The organism is Sulfitobacter dubius, from assembly GCF_900113435.1.
Classification (GTDB): Bacteria; Pseudomonadota; Alphaproteobacteria; order Rhodobacterales; family Rhodobacteraceae; genus Sulfitobacter; species Sulfitobacter dubius.
The window spans coordinates 1-17,444 of record NZ_FOPG01000001.1; the positions used below are offsets into that span (position 1 = coordinate 1).

The 17,444-nt window shown below is 58.9% G+C and carries 18 protein-coding genes and 1 rRNA gene; 10 read left to right on the forward strand and 9 right to left on the reverse strand.

The features are described 5' to 3' along the window. Positions 1–131: 131 nt before the first annotated feature. The 5 genes from rrf to BM229_RS00025 all read left to right on the forward strand — a co-directional run bounded on the left by rrf (position 132) and on the right by BM229_RS00025 (position 4,291). Positions 132–246: ribosomal RNA gene (rrf, locus tag BM229_RS00005) — 5S ribosomal RNA — on the forward strand. A gap of 213 nt (positions 247–459) precedes the next feature. Beyond that, positions 460–1,281 (forward strand): SDR family oxidoreductase, encoded by an 822-nt coding sequence (locus tag BM229_RS00010; protein ID WP_093925680.1) that lies wholly within the window; start codon positions 460–462, stop codon positions 1,279–1,281. 27 nt (positions 1,282–1,308) lie between these two features. Further along, complete coding sequence (locus BM229_RS00015; RefSeq protein WP_093925681.1) at positions 1,309–2,301, forward strand: NAD(P)H-dependent flavin oxidoreductase; 993 nt, start codon at positions 1,309–1,311, stop codon at positions 2,299–2,301. Then, on the forward strand, positions 2,298–3,332 hold the full coding sequence (locus BM229_RS00020) for a phosphotransferase family protein (protein WP_093925682.1): 1,035 nt from the start codon (positions 2,298–2,300) through the stop codon (positions 3,330–3,332). Before BM229_RS00015 ends, BM229_RS00020 begins: the two co-directional genes overlap by 4 nt. A gap of 83 nt (positions 3,333–3,415) precedes the next feature. Further along, the gene (locus BM229_RS00025; protein ID WP_093925683.1) at positions 3,416–4,291 is read left to right on the forward strand and encodes an acyl-CoA thioesterase; all 876 of its coding nucleotides are present in this window, start codon (positions 3,416–3,418) and stop codon (positions 4,289–4,291) included. Between the two features lie 9 nt (positions 4,292–4,300). Here the strand turns inward: BM229_RS00025 and BM229_RS00030 are convergent, their stop codons facing one another. Together BM229_RS00030 and BM229_RS00035 are read right to left on the reverse strand one after the other, a co-directional pair. Continuing rightward, positions 4,301–5,077 (reverse strand): SDR family oxidoreductase, encoded by a 777-nt coding sequence (locus BM229_RS00030; RefSeq protein WP_093925684.1) that lies wholly within the window; start codon positions 5,075–5,077, stop codon positions 4,301–4,303. Position 5,078: 1 nt separating this feature from the next. Next, positions 5,079–6,353 (reverse strand): acyl-CoA dehydrogenase family protein, encoded by a 1,275-nt coding sequence (locus BM229_RS00035; protein WP_420855229.1) that lies wholly within the window; start codon positions 6,351–6,353, stop codon positions 5,079–5,081. A 175-nt stretch (positions 6,354–6,528) separates the two neighbouring features. Between BM229_RS00035 and BM229_RS00040 the strand changes: the two genes are divergently transcribed. After that, a complete protein-coding gene (locus BM229_RS00040; protein ID WP_093925685.1) occupies positions 6,529–6,942 on the forward strand; it encodes a CoA-binding protein in 414 nt (137 codons plus the stop codon). Here BM229_RS00040 and BM229_RS00045 read toward each other — a convergent pair whose 3' ends face one another. From BM229_RS00045 to hisA, 3 genes are read right to left on the reverse strand one after another with little or no spacing between them, the layout of a single operon-like run. After that, complete coding sequence (locus BM229_RS00045; RefSeq protein ID WP_093925686.1) at positions 6,943–7,251, reverse strand: phosphoribosyl-ATP diphosphatase; 309 nt, start codon at positions 7,249–7,251, stop codon at positions 6,943–6,945. Continuing rightward, a complete protein-coding gene (gene hisF / locus BM229_RS00050) occupies positions 7,248–8,009 on the reverse strand; it encodes an imidazole glycerol phosphate synthase subunit HisF (protein ID WP_093925687.1) in 762 nt (253 codons plus the stop codon). The genes BM229_RS00045 and hisF overlap by 4 nt, the downstream gene beginning before the upstream one ends. A gap of 3 nt (positions 8,010–8,012) precedes the next feature. Continuing rightward, positions 8,013–8,732 (reverse strand): 1-(5-phosphoribosyl)-5-[(5-phosphoribosylamino)methylideneamino]imidazole-4-carboxamide isomerase, encoded by a 720-nt coding sequence (hisA, locus tag BM229_RS00055; RefSeq protein ID WP_093925688.1) that lies wholly within the window; start codon positions 8,730–8,732, stop codon positions 8,013–8,015. 129 nt (positions 8,733–8,861) lie between these two features. On the opposite strand from hisA, the gene BM229_RS00060 reads away from it, so the two are divergent. Then, on the forward strand, positions 8,862–9,251 hold the full coding sequence (locus tag BM229_RS00060; RefSeq protein ID WP_093925689.1) for a DUF2147 domain-containing protein: 390 nt from the start codon (positions 8,862–8,864) through the stop codon (positions 9,249–9,251). 176 nt (positions 9,252–9,427) lie between these two features. On the opposite strand, the gene hisH is transcribed toward BM229_RS00060, so the two are convergent. Together hisH and hisB are read right to left on the reverse strand one after the other, a co-directional pair. Then, positions 9,428–10,066, reverse strand: coding sequence for an imidazole glycerol phosphate synthase subunit HisH (gene hisH, locus BM229_RS00065; RefSeq protein WP_093925690.1), 639 nt, complete (start codon positions 10,064–10,066; stop codon positions 9,428–9,430). 4 nt (positions 10,067–10,070) lie between these two features. Next, positions 10,071–10,658 carry an imidazoleglycerol-phosphate dehydratase HisB gene (gene hisB / locus BM229_RS00070; RefSeq protein ID WP_093925691.1) on the reverse strand — a complete coding sequence of 196 codons (588 nt, stop codon included), beginning with the start codon at positions 10,656–10,658 and terminating at the stop codon, positions 10,071–10,073. 160 nt (positions 10,659–10,818) lie between these two features. On the opposite strand from hisB, the gene BM229_RS00075 reads away from it, so the two are divergent. Together BM229_RS00075 and BM229_RS00080 are read left to right on the forward strand one after the other, a co-directional pair. Further along, positions 10,819–11,058: an Lrp/AsnC ligand binding domain-containing protein gene (locus tag BM229_RS00075; RefSeq protein WP_093925692.1), complete on the forward strand. Its 240-nt coding sequence runs from the start codon at positions 10,819–10,821 to the stop codon at positions 11,056–11,058. Between the two features lies 1 nt (position 11,059). Beyond that, entirely contained in the window at positions 11,060–11,428 is a 369-nt protein-coding gene (locus BM229_RS00080; RefSeq protein ID WP_093925693.1) for a hypothetical protein, read from the forward strand. 73 nt (positions 11,429–11,501) lie between these two features. Here the strand turns inward: BM229_RS00080 and BM229_RS00085 are convergent, their stop codons facing one another. Beyond that, positions 11,502–12,479, reverse strand: a complete 978-nt coding sequence (locus BM229_RS00085) for a response regulator (RefSeq protein ID WP_093925694.1) — start codon at positions 12,477–12,479, stop codon at positions 11,502–11,504. A gap of 428 nt (positions 12,480–12,907) precedes the next feature. On the opposite strand from BM229_RS00085, the gene BM229_RS00090 reads away from it, so the two are divergent. After that, positions 12,908–14,017, forward strand: coding sequence for a cupin domain-containing protein (locus BM229_RS00090; protein WP_093925695.1), 1,110 nt, complete (start codon positions 12,908–12,910; stop codon positions 14,015–14,017). Here BM229_RS00090 and BM229_RS00095 read toward each other — a convergent pair. After that, positions 14,009–17,410 (reverse strand): indolepyruvate ferredoxin oxidoreductase family protein, encoded by a 3,402-nt coding sequence (locus BM229_RS00095; protein ID WP_093925696.1) that lies wholly within the window; start codon positions 17,408–17,410, stop codon positions 14,009–14,011. The two genes, BM229_RS00090 and BM229_RS00095, sit on opposite strands and share 9 nt — an antisense overlap. Between the last annotated feature and the right edge of the window lie 34 nt (positions 17,411–17,444).

Genomic DNA, 17,444 nt, shown 5'->3' on the forward strand with positions numbered 1-17,444 from the left:
CAATCAGTGGTACATGACTTGGAAAACAACGCTCAGCACTTCAGTGGTGACAGCGCAAGAACAGGCATCCTAAAGATGCCCTGCCTCCCGCCGTCCCTCTGAACAGCAGAGCGCTTGAGGACTTTATTTGGTTTGGTGATCATAGCGCGAGCAAAACACCTGGTCCCATCCCGAACCCAGCCGTTAAGTGCCGTAGCGCCGATGGTACTGCGTCTTAAGACGTGGGAGAGTAGGTCATCGCCAAACCTAATAAGGTCCTCAAAACAGTATCTCTCCACGATGACCAATATTAAACAAAACCGCCGCAGCCCAAAAAGCCGCGGCGGTTTTGCTTTGTGAAACAGCATCATCCTTCTCACAGTTTTTCCGCACGGTTGCTGCGCGCCTGGGCCCCCATCGGCTTGACCCTGCCAAACTCCCTGTCACAGTACCGACAAGCGAGGGGCGGGGAGGCCGGGTATGGATATTGAAACGCTTTTTAGGCTCGACGGGAAAACCGCGCTCATTACTGGCGGTGCGACGGGCATCGGGCGAATGGCTGCCGAAGTCTTGGTCCGGGCGGGTGCGCGGGTTCTGTTGGCCAGCCGGAACGGTGAGGCCTGTGAGGCTGTCGCCACAGACTTAAACGCGCTTGGTGCCCGCGGCAGTGCCGAAGGGTTTGCCGGAGATGTCGGCAGCGAGGAAGGTATCGATGCACTGGTAGCCGAGGTTCACGCGCGGTGTCATCAATTGAATATCTTGATGAACAATGCCGGCGCAACTTGGGGTGCACCTTTGGGGCAGTTCCCCTTCCGCGCCTGGGATAAGGTGATGGGCGTGAATGTCGCCGGATTGTTCGACCTAACGCAAAAACTTTTGCCGCTTTTGCGGGCTGGGGCCACGGCGGATGATCCCGCGCGAGTTGTTAATGTGGGCTCGGTCATGGGCGAACGCGAGATGGGCGATGGCGCGTATAGCTATTCGGCCTCCAAGGCGGCGGTTATTCACCTGAGCAAAATCCTCGCGAAAGAACTCGCCTGCGATGCGATTACCGTTAATGCCTTAGCACCGGGGCCATTTGTGTCGCGGATGACAGCATTTGCCACACAAGATGAAACCACCCGCGCGGCCGTGGGCAAAGACGTTCCGCTGGGTCGTGTTGGTCGGGAAGAAGATATCGGGGGCTGCATGCTGTTCCTTTGCGGGCGCGGTGGCGCTTATGTGACCGGGGCTGTAATTCCGGTTAGCGGGGGCATCAATGTGATGTCGGGACCGAATATATTTGAGAGGGCACTGCCATGAACACCACAATAACCGCCGAGGCTGCCCATGCGTAACGACAGCCATTTACCCCAAGCTTTGCAGGGGCTTCGCCTGCCGTTGGTCGCCTCGCCGATGTTCATCCTGTCGGGGCCAGAGTTGGTCATCGCACAGTGTAAGGCTGGGATCGTCGGGTCTTTCCCGGCGCTGAACGCGCGTGAGGCCGAAGGAGAGCCGCCACTGCTCGACGCTTGGCTGACGCAGATCACCGAAGCTTTGGACAAGCACAATCAAGAGAACCCAGACCAACCAGCAGCACCTTTTGCGGTAAACCAGATTGTACACCGCTCCAACAGCCGCTTGAACCGCGACCTTGAGATTTGCGTAAAGCATAAGGTGCCGATCTGGATTACCTCTCTTGGTGCGCGGGAGGAGGTTAACGAGGCTGCCCATTCCTGCGGCGGCATCGTGCTGCATGACATCATCAACAATCGGTTTGCCCACAAAGCGATCGAAAAAGGTGCCGACGGATTGATCGCGGTTGCCGCTGGGGCAGGGGGGCATGCCGGGCCGCAATCGCCCTTTGCGCTGATCCGTGAAATTCGTGAGTGGTTTGATGGGCCGCTGTTGTTGTCCGGTGCGCTGGCCACGGGCGAGGGGCTTTTGGCCGCGCGGGCGATGGGGGCGGATTTGGGCTATATGGGATCAGCCTTTATCGCCACGCGAGAAGCAAATGCGGTGCCCGGGTACAAGGATATGATCGTTTCGGGTGGGGCAGGTGACATCGTGACTTCGTCGCTCTTTACTGGGGTGTCGGGCAACTACCTCAGACCATCGATCGAAGCGGCGGGGCTGGACCCGGACAATCTGCCGTCGGCGGATGCCTCTTCGATGAATTTCGGAGATGGGTCGTCCAAACCCAAGGCATGGAAAGAGATCTGGGGTGCTGGGCAAGGCATTGGTGCGGTCAAGCAAATCGCCGGGGCTGCTGAATTGGTCGACCGGATCGAGGCCGAGTATCTCGCCGCCGGGGCACGGATGGCGGCGGAATTTGCACGATGAGCACGGATACCCAAACTTTAGACGAAGTGGCCGTAAGCCGGTGGTTGGAAGCGAACCTTCCGGGCTTTGCCGGGCCGTTGGAGGTGACCAAGTTTCAGGCGGGGCAATCTAACCCGACCTTTCTGCTCTCTACCCCGGCGCATGACTATGTGCTGCGCCGCAAGCCCCCCGGTGTACTGCTGAAATCGGCCCATGCGGTAGATCGGGAGTTTCGCGTGCAAAAGGCGCTTGCGGGCAGCCAAGTGCCAGTCGCCAAGATGCACCTGCTTTGCGAGGATGAAAGCGTTATTGGGTCGACCTTCTATGTGATGGACCATGTACCGGGGCGGAATTTCAATGACCCGACCCTGCCGGAGTTGGAGCCCAAACAGCGGGCCGAAGTCATGGATGAAATGAACGGCGTTCTGGCCGCGCTGCATGAAGTGGACATCAATGCGATCGGTCTGTCGGATTATGGCCCGCCCGGCAATTATTTCGAGCGTCAGGTTGCCCGCTGGTCGAAACAATACCGTGCGTCTGAGACTGAAAAACAGCCTGACATGGATCAATTGATGCAGCGGTTGGCCGACAATCTGCCCGAAGATGACGGGCAGCGCACGCTGGTCCATGGTGATTACCGCATCGACAATATGATCTTCGACACCTATGGCACCGCCTGCCGCGCGGTTTTGGATTGGGAGCTTTCGACCATTGGCCACCCCTTTGCCGATCTGGCCGCGGTCATCATGCAATGGCAAATGCCTGTTGGGGCCGAGGGCCGCGGGCTGGCAGGCGTAGACCGCAAGGCGCTTGGCCTGCCGACGGATGCAGAGTTTATCGCAGCCTACTGCCGTCGGCGTGGGCTGAAGGGGATTGATAATTTCGGTTACTACCTCGCCTTTTGCTTTTTCCGGATGGCAGCGATCATTCAGGGCGTGTTGAAACGCGCGTTGGATGGGAATGCGTCAAACCCTGAATATGGTCTGAAATTAGGGCAGTATGTGCCAGTTTTTGCGCGCCATGGGCGAGAGGCGCTGGATCGCGACGCCTGACCGGAGCCGCAGGCTTTTGCCGCTTGAGCTTTGGCGCGAAAACCTGTTGCTAGGGGGAATACCCCGGCCCGGAAGGATGACCCATGACCAACGCTGCGCGCCAATTGCTTGATCTGCTGGATATTGAGCAGCTTGAAGTTGATCTGTTTCGCGGCACGGGTGCTGGGGGCGAGACTTCGATGCGCATTTTCGGTGGCCACGTCATCGCGCAGGCGCTGATGGCGGCTTACCGCACGGTGCCGGGCCGCAACTGCCATTCGCTCCATGCCTACTTCATGCGCCCCGGAGACCCGAAAATTCCCGTGATCTATCAGGTCGACCGCGCCCGTGATGGCGGCAGCTTCACCACACGGCGGGTGGTGGCGATCCAGCATGGCAAGCAAATTCTTAACCTCTCGGCGTCCTTTCAGGTGGAGGAAGACGGTTTTGACTGGCAGCATGAGATGCCGCAGGTTTCCGCCCCCGACAACTGGCCGGACAGACCTGAGTTGCGCGAAGCTTTTGCGGAAAAGCTCCCCGAAAAATATCGTGGGGACTTTCTGCGCGAGCGGCCAATTGAGATCCGCGAGGTCGAGCCCCGCGATTTCTTGACACCTGAAAAGGTCGGCGACCGTAACTATCTTTGGTTCCGCATGGCTGCCGCCGAAGGACAGGGGCCGGTGATGCAGCACGCGCTGCTGGCCTATGCTTCTGATATGAACCTCTTGGGCTCTTCCCTACGGCCGCATGGCCTGACATGGTTTCAGGGCAAGGTGATGACGGCGAGCCTTGACCATGCCATGTGGTTCCACGCGCCGATCCGCTTTGATGAATGGCACCTCTATGCGTTGGATGCGCCGTTTACCGGCGGGGCGCGCGGGTTTAATCGCGGGATGATTTACAATCAGAACGGGCAGTTGGTGGCGAGCGTGGCGCAAGAGGGGCTGCTGCGCCCGATACGTCCGAAAAGCGAAAGCTAAGGCCTGACGTTAGGTCGCGTCGGGTGTCCCAAACCGTCGGTTTAATTTGCGCATCCCGCCGATCCAGCGGTCATAGTCCTGCGCCTTGCCTTGTATATAGTCGCGCACCTGCGGATGCGGCAGCACCAGAAACACCTCATTGCGGATCGCCTGCACACAGGCGTCGGCCACCGGTTCTGGCTCAAGCATGCCGTCGATCGCGGCGACATGATCCTCCAACCCGCGCATCATTTCGGTCCGCACCGCCTGCGGGCAAAGCACGGAAACCTTGATCCCATCATCGCCATAGGTCATGGCCAGCCATTCAGCGAGGCCAACGGCGGCGTGTTTGGTCACCCCATAGGGCGCGGCCCCGACCTGATTGAGCAGACCCGCTGCCGAGGCGGTGTTAAGCAAATAGCCTCCGCCCCGCGCGCGCATCAGCGGCACCAGATGCCGCGCGGCGCGGACGTGGCTCATCACGTTGATCTCCCAAATGCGCTGCCAATCGGCATCCGGCACTTCGACACCGCCCTCGACCGAGATACCGGCGTTGGAACAAAAGAGATCAATCGGCCCAATGTCACGCTCGACGGTTTCGATCAGCTGGGCGATCTCGACCTCATGTGCGACATCGACGCGAAAGCCGGTGCCGCCAACCTCGGCCGCCGTCGCCTCGGCCCCCGGGCCGTCGATATCCACACAGACCAGATGCGCGGGCGATTCCTCGGCAAAGCGCAGGGCCATGGCCCGCCCGATGCCGCTGGCCGCCCCGGTGATGACGATGACGCGCCCCGCGAGATCCATATCAGCTGTCGCCGTCGGAGCCGCGTGTGTTCGACGCCTGAAACGCCTTCACCTCGGCCCGCGCGATCACCTGATGATGCACCTCATCCGGCCCATCGGCGAAGCGCAGCGCACGCTGCCAGGTGTACATGCCCGACAGCGGGCTCCACTGGCTCATCCCGGTGGCACCATGCACCTGCATGGAGGCGTCGATGATCTCACAGGCTTTTTCGGGCACCAGCGCCTTGATCATGCTGACCCAGATGCGGGCCTCTTTGTTGCCCAAGACATCCATCGCTTTGGCGGCCTTCAGCACCATCAGCCGCATCGCTTCGATGTCGATCCGCGCGCGGCTGATGGTTTCCATGTTCTTGCCAAGGTCGATGATTTTCTTACCAAAGGCCTCGCGCCCCAACCCGCGTTCAATCATCAGGTCCAGCGCTTTTTCCGCCGACCCGATGGAGCGCATGCAATGGTGAATCCGTCCCGGTCCAAGCCGGACTTGGCTGATCTCAAACCCGCGCCCTTCGCCCCAAAGCACGTTTTCACGCGGCACGCGCACATCGGTAAAGCGGATGTGCATATGCCCATGCGGCGCGTCGTCATGGCCAAACACATGCATTGGTCCGAGGATTTCAACGCCCGGCGCATCCATCGGCACGAGGATCTGGCTCTGTTGCCGGAACGTCTCCGCGTCGGGCGAGGTTTTTACCATGACAATCATGATCTTACACCGTGGATCACCCGCACCGGAGATATAGAATTTCTCGCCGTTGATGACCCAATCGTCACCGTCCAGCACCGCGCTGGTCGAAATGTTGCGCGCATCAGAGGAGGCTACGTCCGGTTCGGTCATCGCAAAAGCCGAGCGAATTTCCCCCGCCAGCAGTGGCTTCAGCCAACGCTCTTTCTGCTCAGGCGTGCCGACGCGCTCCAGCACCTCCATATTGCCCGTGTCAGGAGCAGAGCAGTTCAGGGTTTCCGGCGCCAGCGGGCTTTTGCCCAACTCTGCCGCGATATAAGCATAATCAAGGTTTGCCAGCCCTTCGCCTGTCTCGGCATTGGGCAGAAAGAAGTTCCACAACCCCGCCTCACGCGCCTTTTGCTTGGCCCCGTCGAGCAGTTCCAATTGACCCGGCGCATAGGACCAACGGTCGGCGCGTCCTTCGCCGAGGCGAAAGAACTCCTCGGTGATCGGATCGACATTCTCGCGGATGTGCTTGGTAACAGCGGCCAAAAGCGGCTTGGCCTTCTCCGACATTTCGAGATTGTTCATGTCCAAGGTCTGATCGATCATCCTGTGCTCCCGGTGATGATGGTATGATACGCCCCCGCACTCCTCCGCGCGGCGCGTTTGGGGTGAGCCTATGCAATAGCCGCAGACTTGCCAATCGTGGGCAGGGGAATGTGTTGCGGTTTACGCGGCGTCATACCGGCATTGAAACTTATGCTTATGCGCTTAGGTTTGGGTCATGACAGATGCATTGATCAAAGACGTTCTCACCCGCACCCGCCGCATTGCGGTGGTTGGCGTATCCCCCAACCCGACGCGGCCCAGCCATTATGTTGCTGAATACCTTCAGCAAAAGGGCTATGACGTGGTGCCGGTCAACCCCATGCATGCGGGCAAAGAGGTCTTCGGTAAGGCCATCGTCGCCACTCTGGCCGAGATTGACCCGCCGGTGCAGATGGTTGATATCTTCCGCCGCTCAGAGGATGTGCCACCCGTCGTTGATGAGGCGCTCGCCGCCTTCCCCGAACTGGAAACGATCTGGATGCAGATGGGGATTACCAATGCCGAAGCCGCGGCGAAGGCCGAAGCACGCGGCGTGGATGTGATCCAAGACCGCTGCCCCAAGGTTGAAATTCCGCGCCTGCTCGGGTGATTACTTGCGCGCGGCCTTCTCTGCGATGCCCGAGGTCGACTGGCGCCGCGCCAGTTCGTCCAACACATCGCTCAGCGGCACATCTCGCGCCGCCAGCATGACGAGCAGGTGATATAGCACATCCGCTGCTTCCGAGGTGAGACCCTTCGGATCGTTCTTCACCGCCTCAATGATCGCCTCGACGGCTTCTTCGCCAAATTTCTCGGCGCATTTTTCCGGCCCCTTGGCCAACAGTTGCGCAGTCCAACTGCTTGACGGATCAGCCTCTTTGCGGCTGAGGATCGTGGCGTAAAGATCATCAAGTGTCATGCGAGCCTCATCGGAATGCCGGCGGCAGCCATATGCTGCTTTGCCTCCTGCACGGTATATTCGCCGAAGTGAAAGATGGATGCCGCCAACACCGCTGAGGCGCCGCCCTCGATCACCCCATCGACGAGGTGATCCAAATTGCCGACCCCGCCGGAGGCGATCACCGGGACCGAAACCGCGTCCGAAATCGCACGGGTCAGCGGCAGGTTGAATCCCTGTTTCGTGCCGTCGCGGTCCATCGAAGTCAGCAAGATTTCCCCTGCGCCCTTCTCCGCAACCAACTTTGCAAATTCCACCGCATCAATCCCTGTAGGTTTGCGCCCACCATGGGTGAAAATCTCCCATTTGCCGGGGCTTACGGTCTTAGCGTCTATGGCGCAGACAATGCATTGGCTGCCGAAATGATCCGCGGCTTCGGCAATCACATCCGGGTTGGCGACTGCGGCAGAATTGAAGCTGACCTTATCCGCCCCAGCAAGCAATAAGGCACGCACGTCTGCTACGGTCCGAACACCGCCGCCCACGGTCAGCGGAATATAACAATGCTCTGCCGTACGCGTGACCAGATCAAACATCGTGCCGCGGTTTTCATGGGTCGCGTGAATGTCGAGGAAACACAGTTCATCCGCACCTGCCGCATCATAGGCAATCGCGGCATCCACCGGATCACCCGCATCCCGCAGGCCAACAAAATTCACGCCTTTCACCACGCGCCCATCGGCCACGTCAAGACAGGGGATGATGCGGGTCTTTAGCATCGCTTAGCCCTTCAACATTTTCATCGCAGCAGCCAGATCAATCGCCCCATCATAAAGCGCCCGGCCCGAGATCGCGCCCTCGATCACGCCTGTATCGCGCAGCGCTGCAAGGTCTTCGAGCGACGACACCCCGCCAGAGGCAATTACCGGGATCGAGACCGCCCGCGCCAGATCGGCGGTGGCGCTCACATTCGGACCGCCCATCGCGCCATCGCGGTTAATATCCGTATAGATGATCGCCGCCACGCCCGCGTCCTCAAAGGACTTTGCAAGATCGGTGGCCATCACATCTGTCTCTGTCGCCCAGCCCTTGGTCGCAACGCGCCCATTACGCGCGTCGATCCCAACGGCTACTTGATCGGGGAAAGCTGCGGCGGCCTCGCGCACCAGATCGGGGTCCTCAACGGCTACAGTCCCCAAAATCACCCGCGCCAGCCCCTTATCGAGCCAACTCTCGATCGTTGCCATATCGCGGATGCCGCCACCAAGTTGCGCAGGCACTTTGCAAGCTTTCAATATCGCTTCGACCGGGGCCGCGTTGACCGGAGCACCGGCAAAGGCGCCATTAAGATCAACCAGATGAAGCCATTCACAGCCCGCGTCGACAAAGCTGAGCGCCTGCGCGGCGGGGTCGTCGTTGAACACCGTGGCACGGTCCATGTCACCATGCACGAGGCGCACGGCCTGACCGTCTTTAAGATCGATGGCGGGATAGAGGATCATGGCCGGGCCCTTGTTTTGAATGTTGGGTTCCTTTTGCACGTCGTCACAGATTTTGCAACGCGACCCAAGGTCAGTCTTGCTCGAAAGAGGGTGATCGATAACACTGAAATAAGATCGGGAGGAGAGATCATGAAACAGATTATTGCAGCGGCCCTTCTGGGCTTGGGTATGGCGGGGGCAGCCCAGGCGGCGGACCCGGCGGTAGGTACATGGCAGACACAGGTCGATGATGGTGCCTATGCACATGTCAAAATGGCCCCCTGCGGTGGGGCGGTCTGCGGCACCATCACCCGGACTTTTAACAACAGCGGCGAATATAAATCACCAAATATCGGGAAAACGCTGGTAATTGATATGAAACCCGAAGGCGGCGGTAAATACGCGGGCAAAGTCTGGCGCCCGTCGAATGGCAAAATCTATATCGGCAAGATGGAAGTCTCGGGCAACTCGCTAAAGCTCTCGGGCTGTGTTGCAGGCGGGCTGATCTGTTCCAAGCAGACATGGGCACGCATCAATTAACAGGCGCTCAGCAACGCTGAAGTTGGGAAGGCGCGGGGAAAACTTCCGCGCCTTTTTTGGTGTCAGGAGTGGCAAGAGTGCAGCGCAGAGGTATTTGTAAAAGGATGAAAATAGGAAGTCCTTCTCATCTTCATCCTTTCTTAAATACCGTCCCACGATGCAGCGGGCGTTCCCGCTTAAGGCTTCCAGTTTAAAAAGTTTGAGATGAGCCGCAGTCCGGTGGTTTGGCTTTTCTCCGGGTGGAATTGCATGCCCAACATTGTATCGCGCCCAATGATCGCGGTGACCTCGCAACCGTAGTCGACGTGGGCCAAACGTTCCGCCGGATCCGTCACCGCCATATGGTAGCTATGGACAAAATAGGTGTGATCGCCGGTTTCCAACCCGTCGAAGACTTTGTGGGGGTGGTCAATTACCAGATCGTTCCAGCCCATATGCGGAACCTTCAGTTTCGGGTCTGAAGGCGCGATCTCGGTCACCTCACCATCAATCCAACCAAGGCCGGGGGTGTCTTTGTATTCACGGCCGATGCTTGCCATCAGTTGCATGCCAACACAGATGCCGAGAAAGGGGCGGCCCTTCTCTTCGACAGCTTCGACCATCGCATCGTAGAGGCCGCCTGCGCCTTTCAGTGCTGCCATACAGGCGGGGAAAGCGCCATCGCCGGGCAGGACCAGCCGGTCAGCGCGAGCAACAACATCAGCGTCAGCCGTAACAGTGACCTCGCCGGTGCCGGTCTCGCGGGCCATACGCTCAAACGCTTTATGCGCCGAGTGTAGGTTGCCGGATTCGTAGTCGATGATTGCTGTCAGCATCAGATCACAATGCGCCCTTGGTGGAAGGGATAGCATCTGCCTTTCGAGGGTCGGTTTCCACCGCTTCTCTCAGGGCGCGGGCGACGGATTTAAACGCCGCTTCGGCGATGTGGTGGCTGTTGAAGCCATGCAGTGCATCGACATGCAGAGTTATGCCACCATGGGTGCTGAGCGCTTGGAAGAACTCGCGGACCAATTCGGTGTCGAAAGTGCCGATGCTGCTGGTTGGGAAATCTACGTTCCAGATCAGGAACGGCCGCGCTGATAGGTCCAGCGCGCAGCGGATTTGCGCGTCATCCATCGCCAGCAGACAAGACCCATAGCGGCGGATGCCGCGTTTGTCATCAAGCGCTTGGGCCAACGCTTGGCCCAATGTGATGCCCACATCTTCGACCGTGTGGTGATCGTCGATGTGCAAATCGCCCTTGGCACGCACCTTGATGTCGATCAACGAATGGCGCGACAATTGGTCAAGCATGTGGTCAAAGAACCCCACGCCGGTTTCATTGTCGTAGCTGCCAGTGCCATCGAGGTTTAACTCGACGGTGATATCAGTCTCGGCAGTGGTGCGGGTTAGGGTGCTGCGACGCATGGGGCATCTCCGAAGGGCAATTGCAGCGTCCTTATAACAGGGCGGGCCGCCACGCCAAGCCCAAGCGGTGCCTTGCCTTTGCGGCCGGTTAACACGATCGGGGATTGCGGGGGCAGGGCCCATATGTCAGCTTGAGCCAAATCCCAGAAAGAGGCGAGACATGACCACCTGCGTATTCATCCAGATCCGCTGCCGACCGGGCACGACATATCGCGTGGCCGAGGAAATCGCCCTGCGCGAAATTCATTCGGAGCTTTACTCGACTTCCGGTGAATATGACTTGTTGATGAAGCTTTATATCCCGAAAGGCGAAGATGTAGGCGTTTATATCAATGATAACCTGCTGGATATCGACGGGATTGAGCGTTCCCTCACCACGATGACCTTCAAGGTTTTCTGAGGTGCCGCGTTCAATCTCACTAATCCCAGTCACGCTTTCCGTTTTGTCACTCGCCGCAGTGTTGGCCTTGCCCGGCGCCGCCACGGCCGCGCAGCGTGTCTATGAAGGGCGTGAAGCCGCAGCGCTACGCTGTGCCAATACTTTGGCGCTGACCGCCGTAGCGTTGTCGGCGGCTGAGATGATCGGTGAAGGTGAGAAAAACGTGATGCTGGGTATCACCGTCCGCATTCTTGACCGCCACGTTGAAGGGACATGGGCCCAGAAGCGCGCGGCGATGGAGGTGATGCGCGATCGCCGCAGTGTGCCCGACACGCTAGAAGATTATCGCCGCATTGCTGAGCGGTGTTTGGTGCAGTTCCCAATCAACTGAACCGACTAAGCGCGGTTTGGAATGAGAAAACCCGCCAAAACGGCGGGTTTTTCATTGGCGATATCGGCGTAAGTTAATGCGCGGCGGAAACAGAAGGTTTCTCAGACGGCGTCGTGTCCAGTTTGATCTTTTGGCGCATCGCTACACGGCGAATGGCGCGGTCGAACGTCTTTCTAACCCGCTGGGTGCGGCTGGCGTTGGGTTGGATCGGGCCACCAACCGACAACATCACTGACATTGGAGTGTTGTCGTCATGGCGCAGGTCCATTCCGTCCAACTCCCCTTGTATCAACACTTCGATTTCGGGCCATGCAGGCAGGCTGTCACCGGTTACGATGCAAAGCAGCGTGCCCGACCCATTGTGGGTCATCAGAAGTTGCGGGCAATCGACCACGCGGGCAATTGCTGTGGCAGCAGAGGCGATGGCGCGGGCAAATTCACGGCTGTTGCAGGTGGCGTAAAGCCCATCGATATGTTCGATCTTGGCTGCGAAAACCTGGCAGATATCGAGGTGTTGCCGCGAGAGTTGCGACAGGTAGTTCCCCAGTGAGAAGGGCAGTACCAATTGCTCAACACCATTGATATGCACCGGATCGGCCAGCGCGAAACCATGTGCACCGGGCTCGCCGCCCTCTTGCAGATGGTGGGGGGCAAGGCGCGGGGCGCGTTGGGTGTTTTCAAGCATCCGTTCTGCGATATGTACGCGGGTTGCGATGTCTTTCACATCAAACGGCTTGGTCACATAGTCATTGGCCCCGGCGGCGAAGGCACGCTCAATCGAGATTGCATCGGCGCGCGAGGTGACCATCAAAATTGGTGTGTCTTGATAAGCTTCCATAGAGCGTACACGGCGGCACAGGGTGATGCCGTCCATTTCGGGCATCTCGATATCCAAGAGCAGACAGTCAAAATGCTCTTTCGTGGAATTTAGCAGGTCCAAAGCGGCAGCGCCGGAGTCGGCCAAAGTCAAATACGGATAGTCAGCCTCGCGGAAAACGACGGGCAAGAGCTCGCGGATGAAAGGGTCATCGTCAACGGCAAGGATTCTCATTTTTGGCACCTCTTTCGTGGGGCAGACGGGCAGTCCGGGTGTCTTCACATTCTCTCTACATTTAGTCCCATAAACCCGGCGAAATTGTGACGCTGGTGCACCAATAGCTTGTGCCGTGCACCGAATTACAAACCATATTTTGTCATGCTGCGAAACCTTTGAATTCCCACCAAGAGATCGGTTCAAAGCCCCACTTTCCCGTAATGCGCGAGCCAATTTGGCGTTCTATGTGCAAAATACTGGGCAAAAATCTGCGGTCTGAGGTGCTGGAACGGGGCGATAAAATGCCGTTTTCGTGGTCTCGACCGGTTGGAAAGTTCGAGTCGCGAAAGGCCTCACGATTTCTTGGGAACTTTAACGCGGGTGGCTAATCGCTATGAGTTGACGCTTGCGGCGTGACGCGCTCAACTGCTGTCAGAACCGTAGGAATGGAAGATGTGACGCATATGCCTGACGATATATTAGCTGAATTTCTACTGCCTACGCAGGAGCTTAGGGGCGATCTGCCCTTCTTTACGAAAGTGCTGGGGATGCGGCTTGAAAGCATCTTTCCCGCGGATGATCCGTCGGTGGCCAGCTTCTCAGGCCATGGGGTGAGGGTGAGAATTGAACGAGGCGCAACCGTGGCGCCGGGCCATTTGCGTATTCTGACCGACGATCCCGAAAGCTTTGCCCAAGGTCAGCGCAGGTTGACCGCGCCCAATGGCACAACGGTTGAAATTGTGCCGCGCTCCCCGCAGGTCGAACAGCCGGAAACTCGGCATGAATTCGCCGTCAGACGGCTCGCGGATGAGGCACCGTGGGTGATTGGCCGGGCAGGGATGCATTACCGCGATTTGATTCCGTCGCGTTTGGGTGGGTCGATCATCGCCAGCCATATTCGCATCCCCGACGGCGGGCCGGTGCCGGATATGGTGCATTACCATACGGTAGGGTTTCAGCTGATCTTTTGTTACCGTGGCTGGGTCGATGTGCTCTACGAAGATCAGGGTGATGTGATCCGCCTGTATGCGGGGGACTGCGTGACGCAACCGCCCGGCATCCGGCACCGGGTGGTCGAAGCTTCACCTTCGATTGAGGTGATCGAAATCGGCGTGCCAGCTGAGCATGTGACGACCATCGACCATGAGATGACCCTGCCAAACGGCAAAGGCGATCCGGCCCGCGAGTGGGATGGCCAAACCTTTGTCCATCACATTAAGGATCAAGCGACCTGGCACCCATTCCGCATTCCGGGCTTCATCGCGCGGGATACGGGCATCACGGCGGGGACCAAGGGCGTGGCGGGCATTCAGGTGGCGCGGTTTGACGGCGGCACGCCGCCCCTCGCCAAGCATGACGCCGACATTCATTTCACCTTTGTTATGGAAGGCAGCATGGTGCTGAGCGCTGAGGGGCAGGAAAGCCGCAGGCTGCAAGCAGGCGATGCCTTTGTCATTCCGCCGGGGATGGTGGCGCAATATTCTGAGTGCTCGCCCGACCTCGAATTGCTCGAAGCCGGGCTGCGCGGTGATTTTGCGACAACGCTCTTAGGCTAGGCGGGCTGCAACCTCGGCCTGCACCTTCTCGGCGGCGGCCTCTTTCACCGGGCCGTAGCCGCGGATTTCCATCGGCGCGCTGAGCACCTCAAGCGCCGCGTCATGGGGCAGGGCGGGGGTCTTTGCCATGACGTCTTCGAACCAGCCGATCAGGGCCACTTCAAGCTTGCGGTCAGCGCCATAGGCGAAGGGGTCAGCCCATGTGCCGCGCAGGGGCTTCATCGCCGCCAGCAGGTCAAAGGCGCGGCCCATCCAAGAGCCGAACTTACGCTTGTTGGGGCGGCCACGGCCATCCTTACCAGTGGGCCATGCGGGCGGGGCGAGGTGGTAATGCACCTTGTAATCGCCCTCAAAACTGTCCGCGATCCGATCTTCAAAGCCGCTTTGACGGTGCAAACGGGCGACTTCGTATTCGTCTTTATAGGCCATGAGTTTGAACAGCGATTTAGCCGCTGCGCGCATCAACTCGTCAGAGCCTTCGGGCAGTTTGGATGCCAGCGCATCGATCTGTGCTTTGTAGCGCTGGGCATAGGTGGCGTTTTGGTAGCCAGTCAAGAATTCCATCCGACGGGCGATCAGCGTCTCTACCGTTTCATCGGGATTGGAGGCTGGGGCAAAATGCGCCTCGATCGCCTGAGGGTTGCCCGCCATGACGCGGCCAAAACCAAAGGCCGCGCGGTTTTTGTCAGGCACGACGCCGTTCAACTCAATGGCTTGTTCAAGAGCGGTGAGTGAGACGGGAACCAGTCCTTTTTGCCACGCAAACCCCAGCATCATCACATTGGCAAAGACCGCATCGCCCATCAACACCTCGGCCATGCGGTTGGCGTCAAAGGCGCTAAGGTTGTCCGCGCCCACCGCCTGCGCGATGACCGCTTCGCGATCATCGATGCGCAGATCGGCATCGCGGTTGAGCACCAGATCACCGGTGGGCATCTCGGCACGGTTCAACACAATTCGCGTGCCCCGGCGATAGTGGGCCGAGGCTTTGGGGGCCGAGCTTACGACCATATCGCAGCCGATCACCGCATCTGCACCGGCTTGGTCGATGCGCACCTGATGCACATCTTCAGGCCGCTGAGCGAGGCGGACATAGCCCAGAACCGTGCCGAACTTTTGCGCAAAGCCGGTGAAATCCAGCACGCTGGAACCCAACCCCTCGAGATGTGCGGCCATGGTGATGAGCGCGCCCACGGTGACAACGCCAGTGCCGCCAACACCGGTCACCAGCAGATTAAAGGGCTGGTCGAGTTTCGGCAGCGCGGGCATCGGCAATTGCGCAGCCAGCCCGGCAACGTCCAGCCCCGCACCTGATCGTTTGCGTCGGCTGCCACCCTCAACCGTCACGAAGGACGGGCAAAAACCGTTCAGGCAGGAGTAATCTTTGTTACAGGTTGATTGGTTGATCTGCCGTTTCGTGCCGAACTCGGTCTTTTTTGGCTCGACGCTCAAGCAGTTGGATTCCAACGAACAGTCCCCACAACCTTCGCAGACCAGATCGTTGATCATCACGAATTTCTTGGGGTCTTCCATCTGCCCGCGCTTGCGCTTGCGGCGTTTTTCGGTGGCGCAGGTTTGTTCGTAAATGAGGACAGTGACGCCCGGAATTTCGCGCAACTCGCGCTGCACGTGGTCCAGATCGCGGCGGTGGTCAAAGCTGGTCTCGGCAGGGAAATCTGACTTGGACAACAACTTGGGTCGGTCAGACACCAGCGCGATGCGCGCGACGCCTTCCGCCCGGCAGGCCTGCGCGATGGCTGCGACCGAAACCGGCCCATCAACCGGTTGCCCGCCCGTCATCGCCACAGCGTCGTTATAGAGGATTTTATAGGTGATATTGGTCTTGGCCGCGACCGCTTGGCGGATCGCCAGAGAACCAGAATGATACCACGTTCCTTCGCCCAAGTTTTGGAACACATGCTTGCCCCCGTTGAACATTGAGGTCGCGATCCACGGCACACCTTCGCCGCCCATCTGCGCAAAGCCTGCCGTGTCGCGATCCATCCAAGACGCCATCACGTGGCAGCCGATGCCGGAGTTGGCTTTCGACCCTTCGGGCAGCTTTGTCGAGGAGTTATGCGGACAGCCTGAGCAGAAGTAAGGTGTGCGGGTGGCTCCGGGCACGTTGAGCAAGACGGGCGGCTGATCGGTCAGTGCCCGGGCCTTTTCGACGAAGTTTTCGTCTGGGAAGAAGGCATTGAGCCGTGCGGCGATGATCGGCACGAGTTTTAGCGGCGACAGCTCGCCCGTCCACGGCACCAGTTCTTTGAGATTTTCATCATGCTTGCCGACCATCCGCGCGGGTTTTGAGCCGGGCCAATCGTAAAATGCCTCTTTGAACTGGCTTTCGATAATTCCGCGTTTCTCTTCGATCACAAGCACTTCGCGCTTGCCCTTCACAAAGTCGAGCGCATCGTCCAGCGCCAGCGGCCAGACCATGCCGATCTTATAGATGTCGATGCCAAGTGCGCGGCATTTGACCTCATCCAGCCCTAAAAGCCGCAGCGCTTCCATCGTGTCGAGGTGGCCTTTGCCGGTGGTGACGATGCCAAAATTGGCATTCGGCGTGTCATAGATGTGCCGGTCAATCGGATTGGCGCGGAGGAATGCTTGAACGGCCTCCAGTTTGTGATGAATGCGGGTTTCAATCTCGGCTGAGGGCAGGTCACCTAAACGTACATGCAGTCCGCCCGCGGGGGCAGTGTAGTCAGGCTGGTTAAACACCCTGTCCGGGGTCAGATCGACCGAAGCGCCGCTTTCAACGGTTTCCGAGATCGCTTTGAACCCGACCCAAGTGCCCGAAAAGCGCGACAGCGCGATGCCGTATTCGCCAAAGGCCTGATATTCGGCCACTGACGCCGGGTTTAGTGTTGGCATGAACCACGACATGAAGGCCACGTCGGACTGATGCGGCATCGAGGACGACACACAGCCATGATCATCGCCCGCGACCACCAGCACGCCGCCTTTGGGTGCCGAGCCATAGGCGTTGCCATGTTTCAGCGCATCGCCAGAGCGGTCTACCCCCGGTCCTTTGCCGTACCACATGGAAAAGACGCCTTCGACCTGCGCATGGGGGTCAAGATGCGCTTGCTGCGCGCCAAGTACGGCGGTGGCGCCCAAATCTTCGTTGACGGCGGGAAGGAACTTCACCCCCGCTTCGGCCACGCGGTTCTTAATGCGCCAATATTCAAGGTCGAGCCCGCCTAGCGGTGAGCCGCGATATCCCGAGACAAACCCCGCTGTCTTGAGCCCTGCATAGCGATCGCGGCGGGCTTGATCCAGCATGATCCGCACCAAAGCCTGCGTCCCGGTCAGAAAGACACGGCCTTCGGTCAGATCATAGCGGTCGTCGAGTTTATAAGTGGTAAATTCGCGCGGTTGTTCAGTCATTGGGTGCTCCTCAGACAGACAGTATAGCGCGATA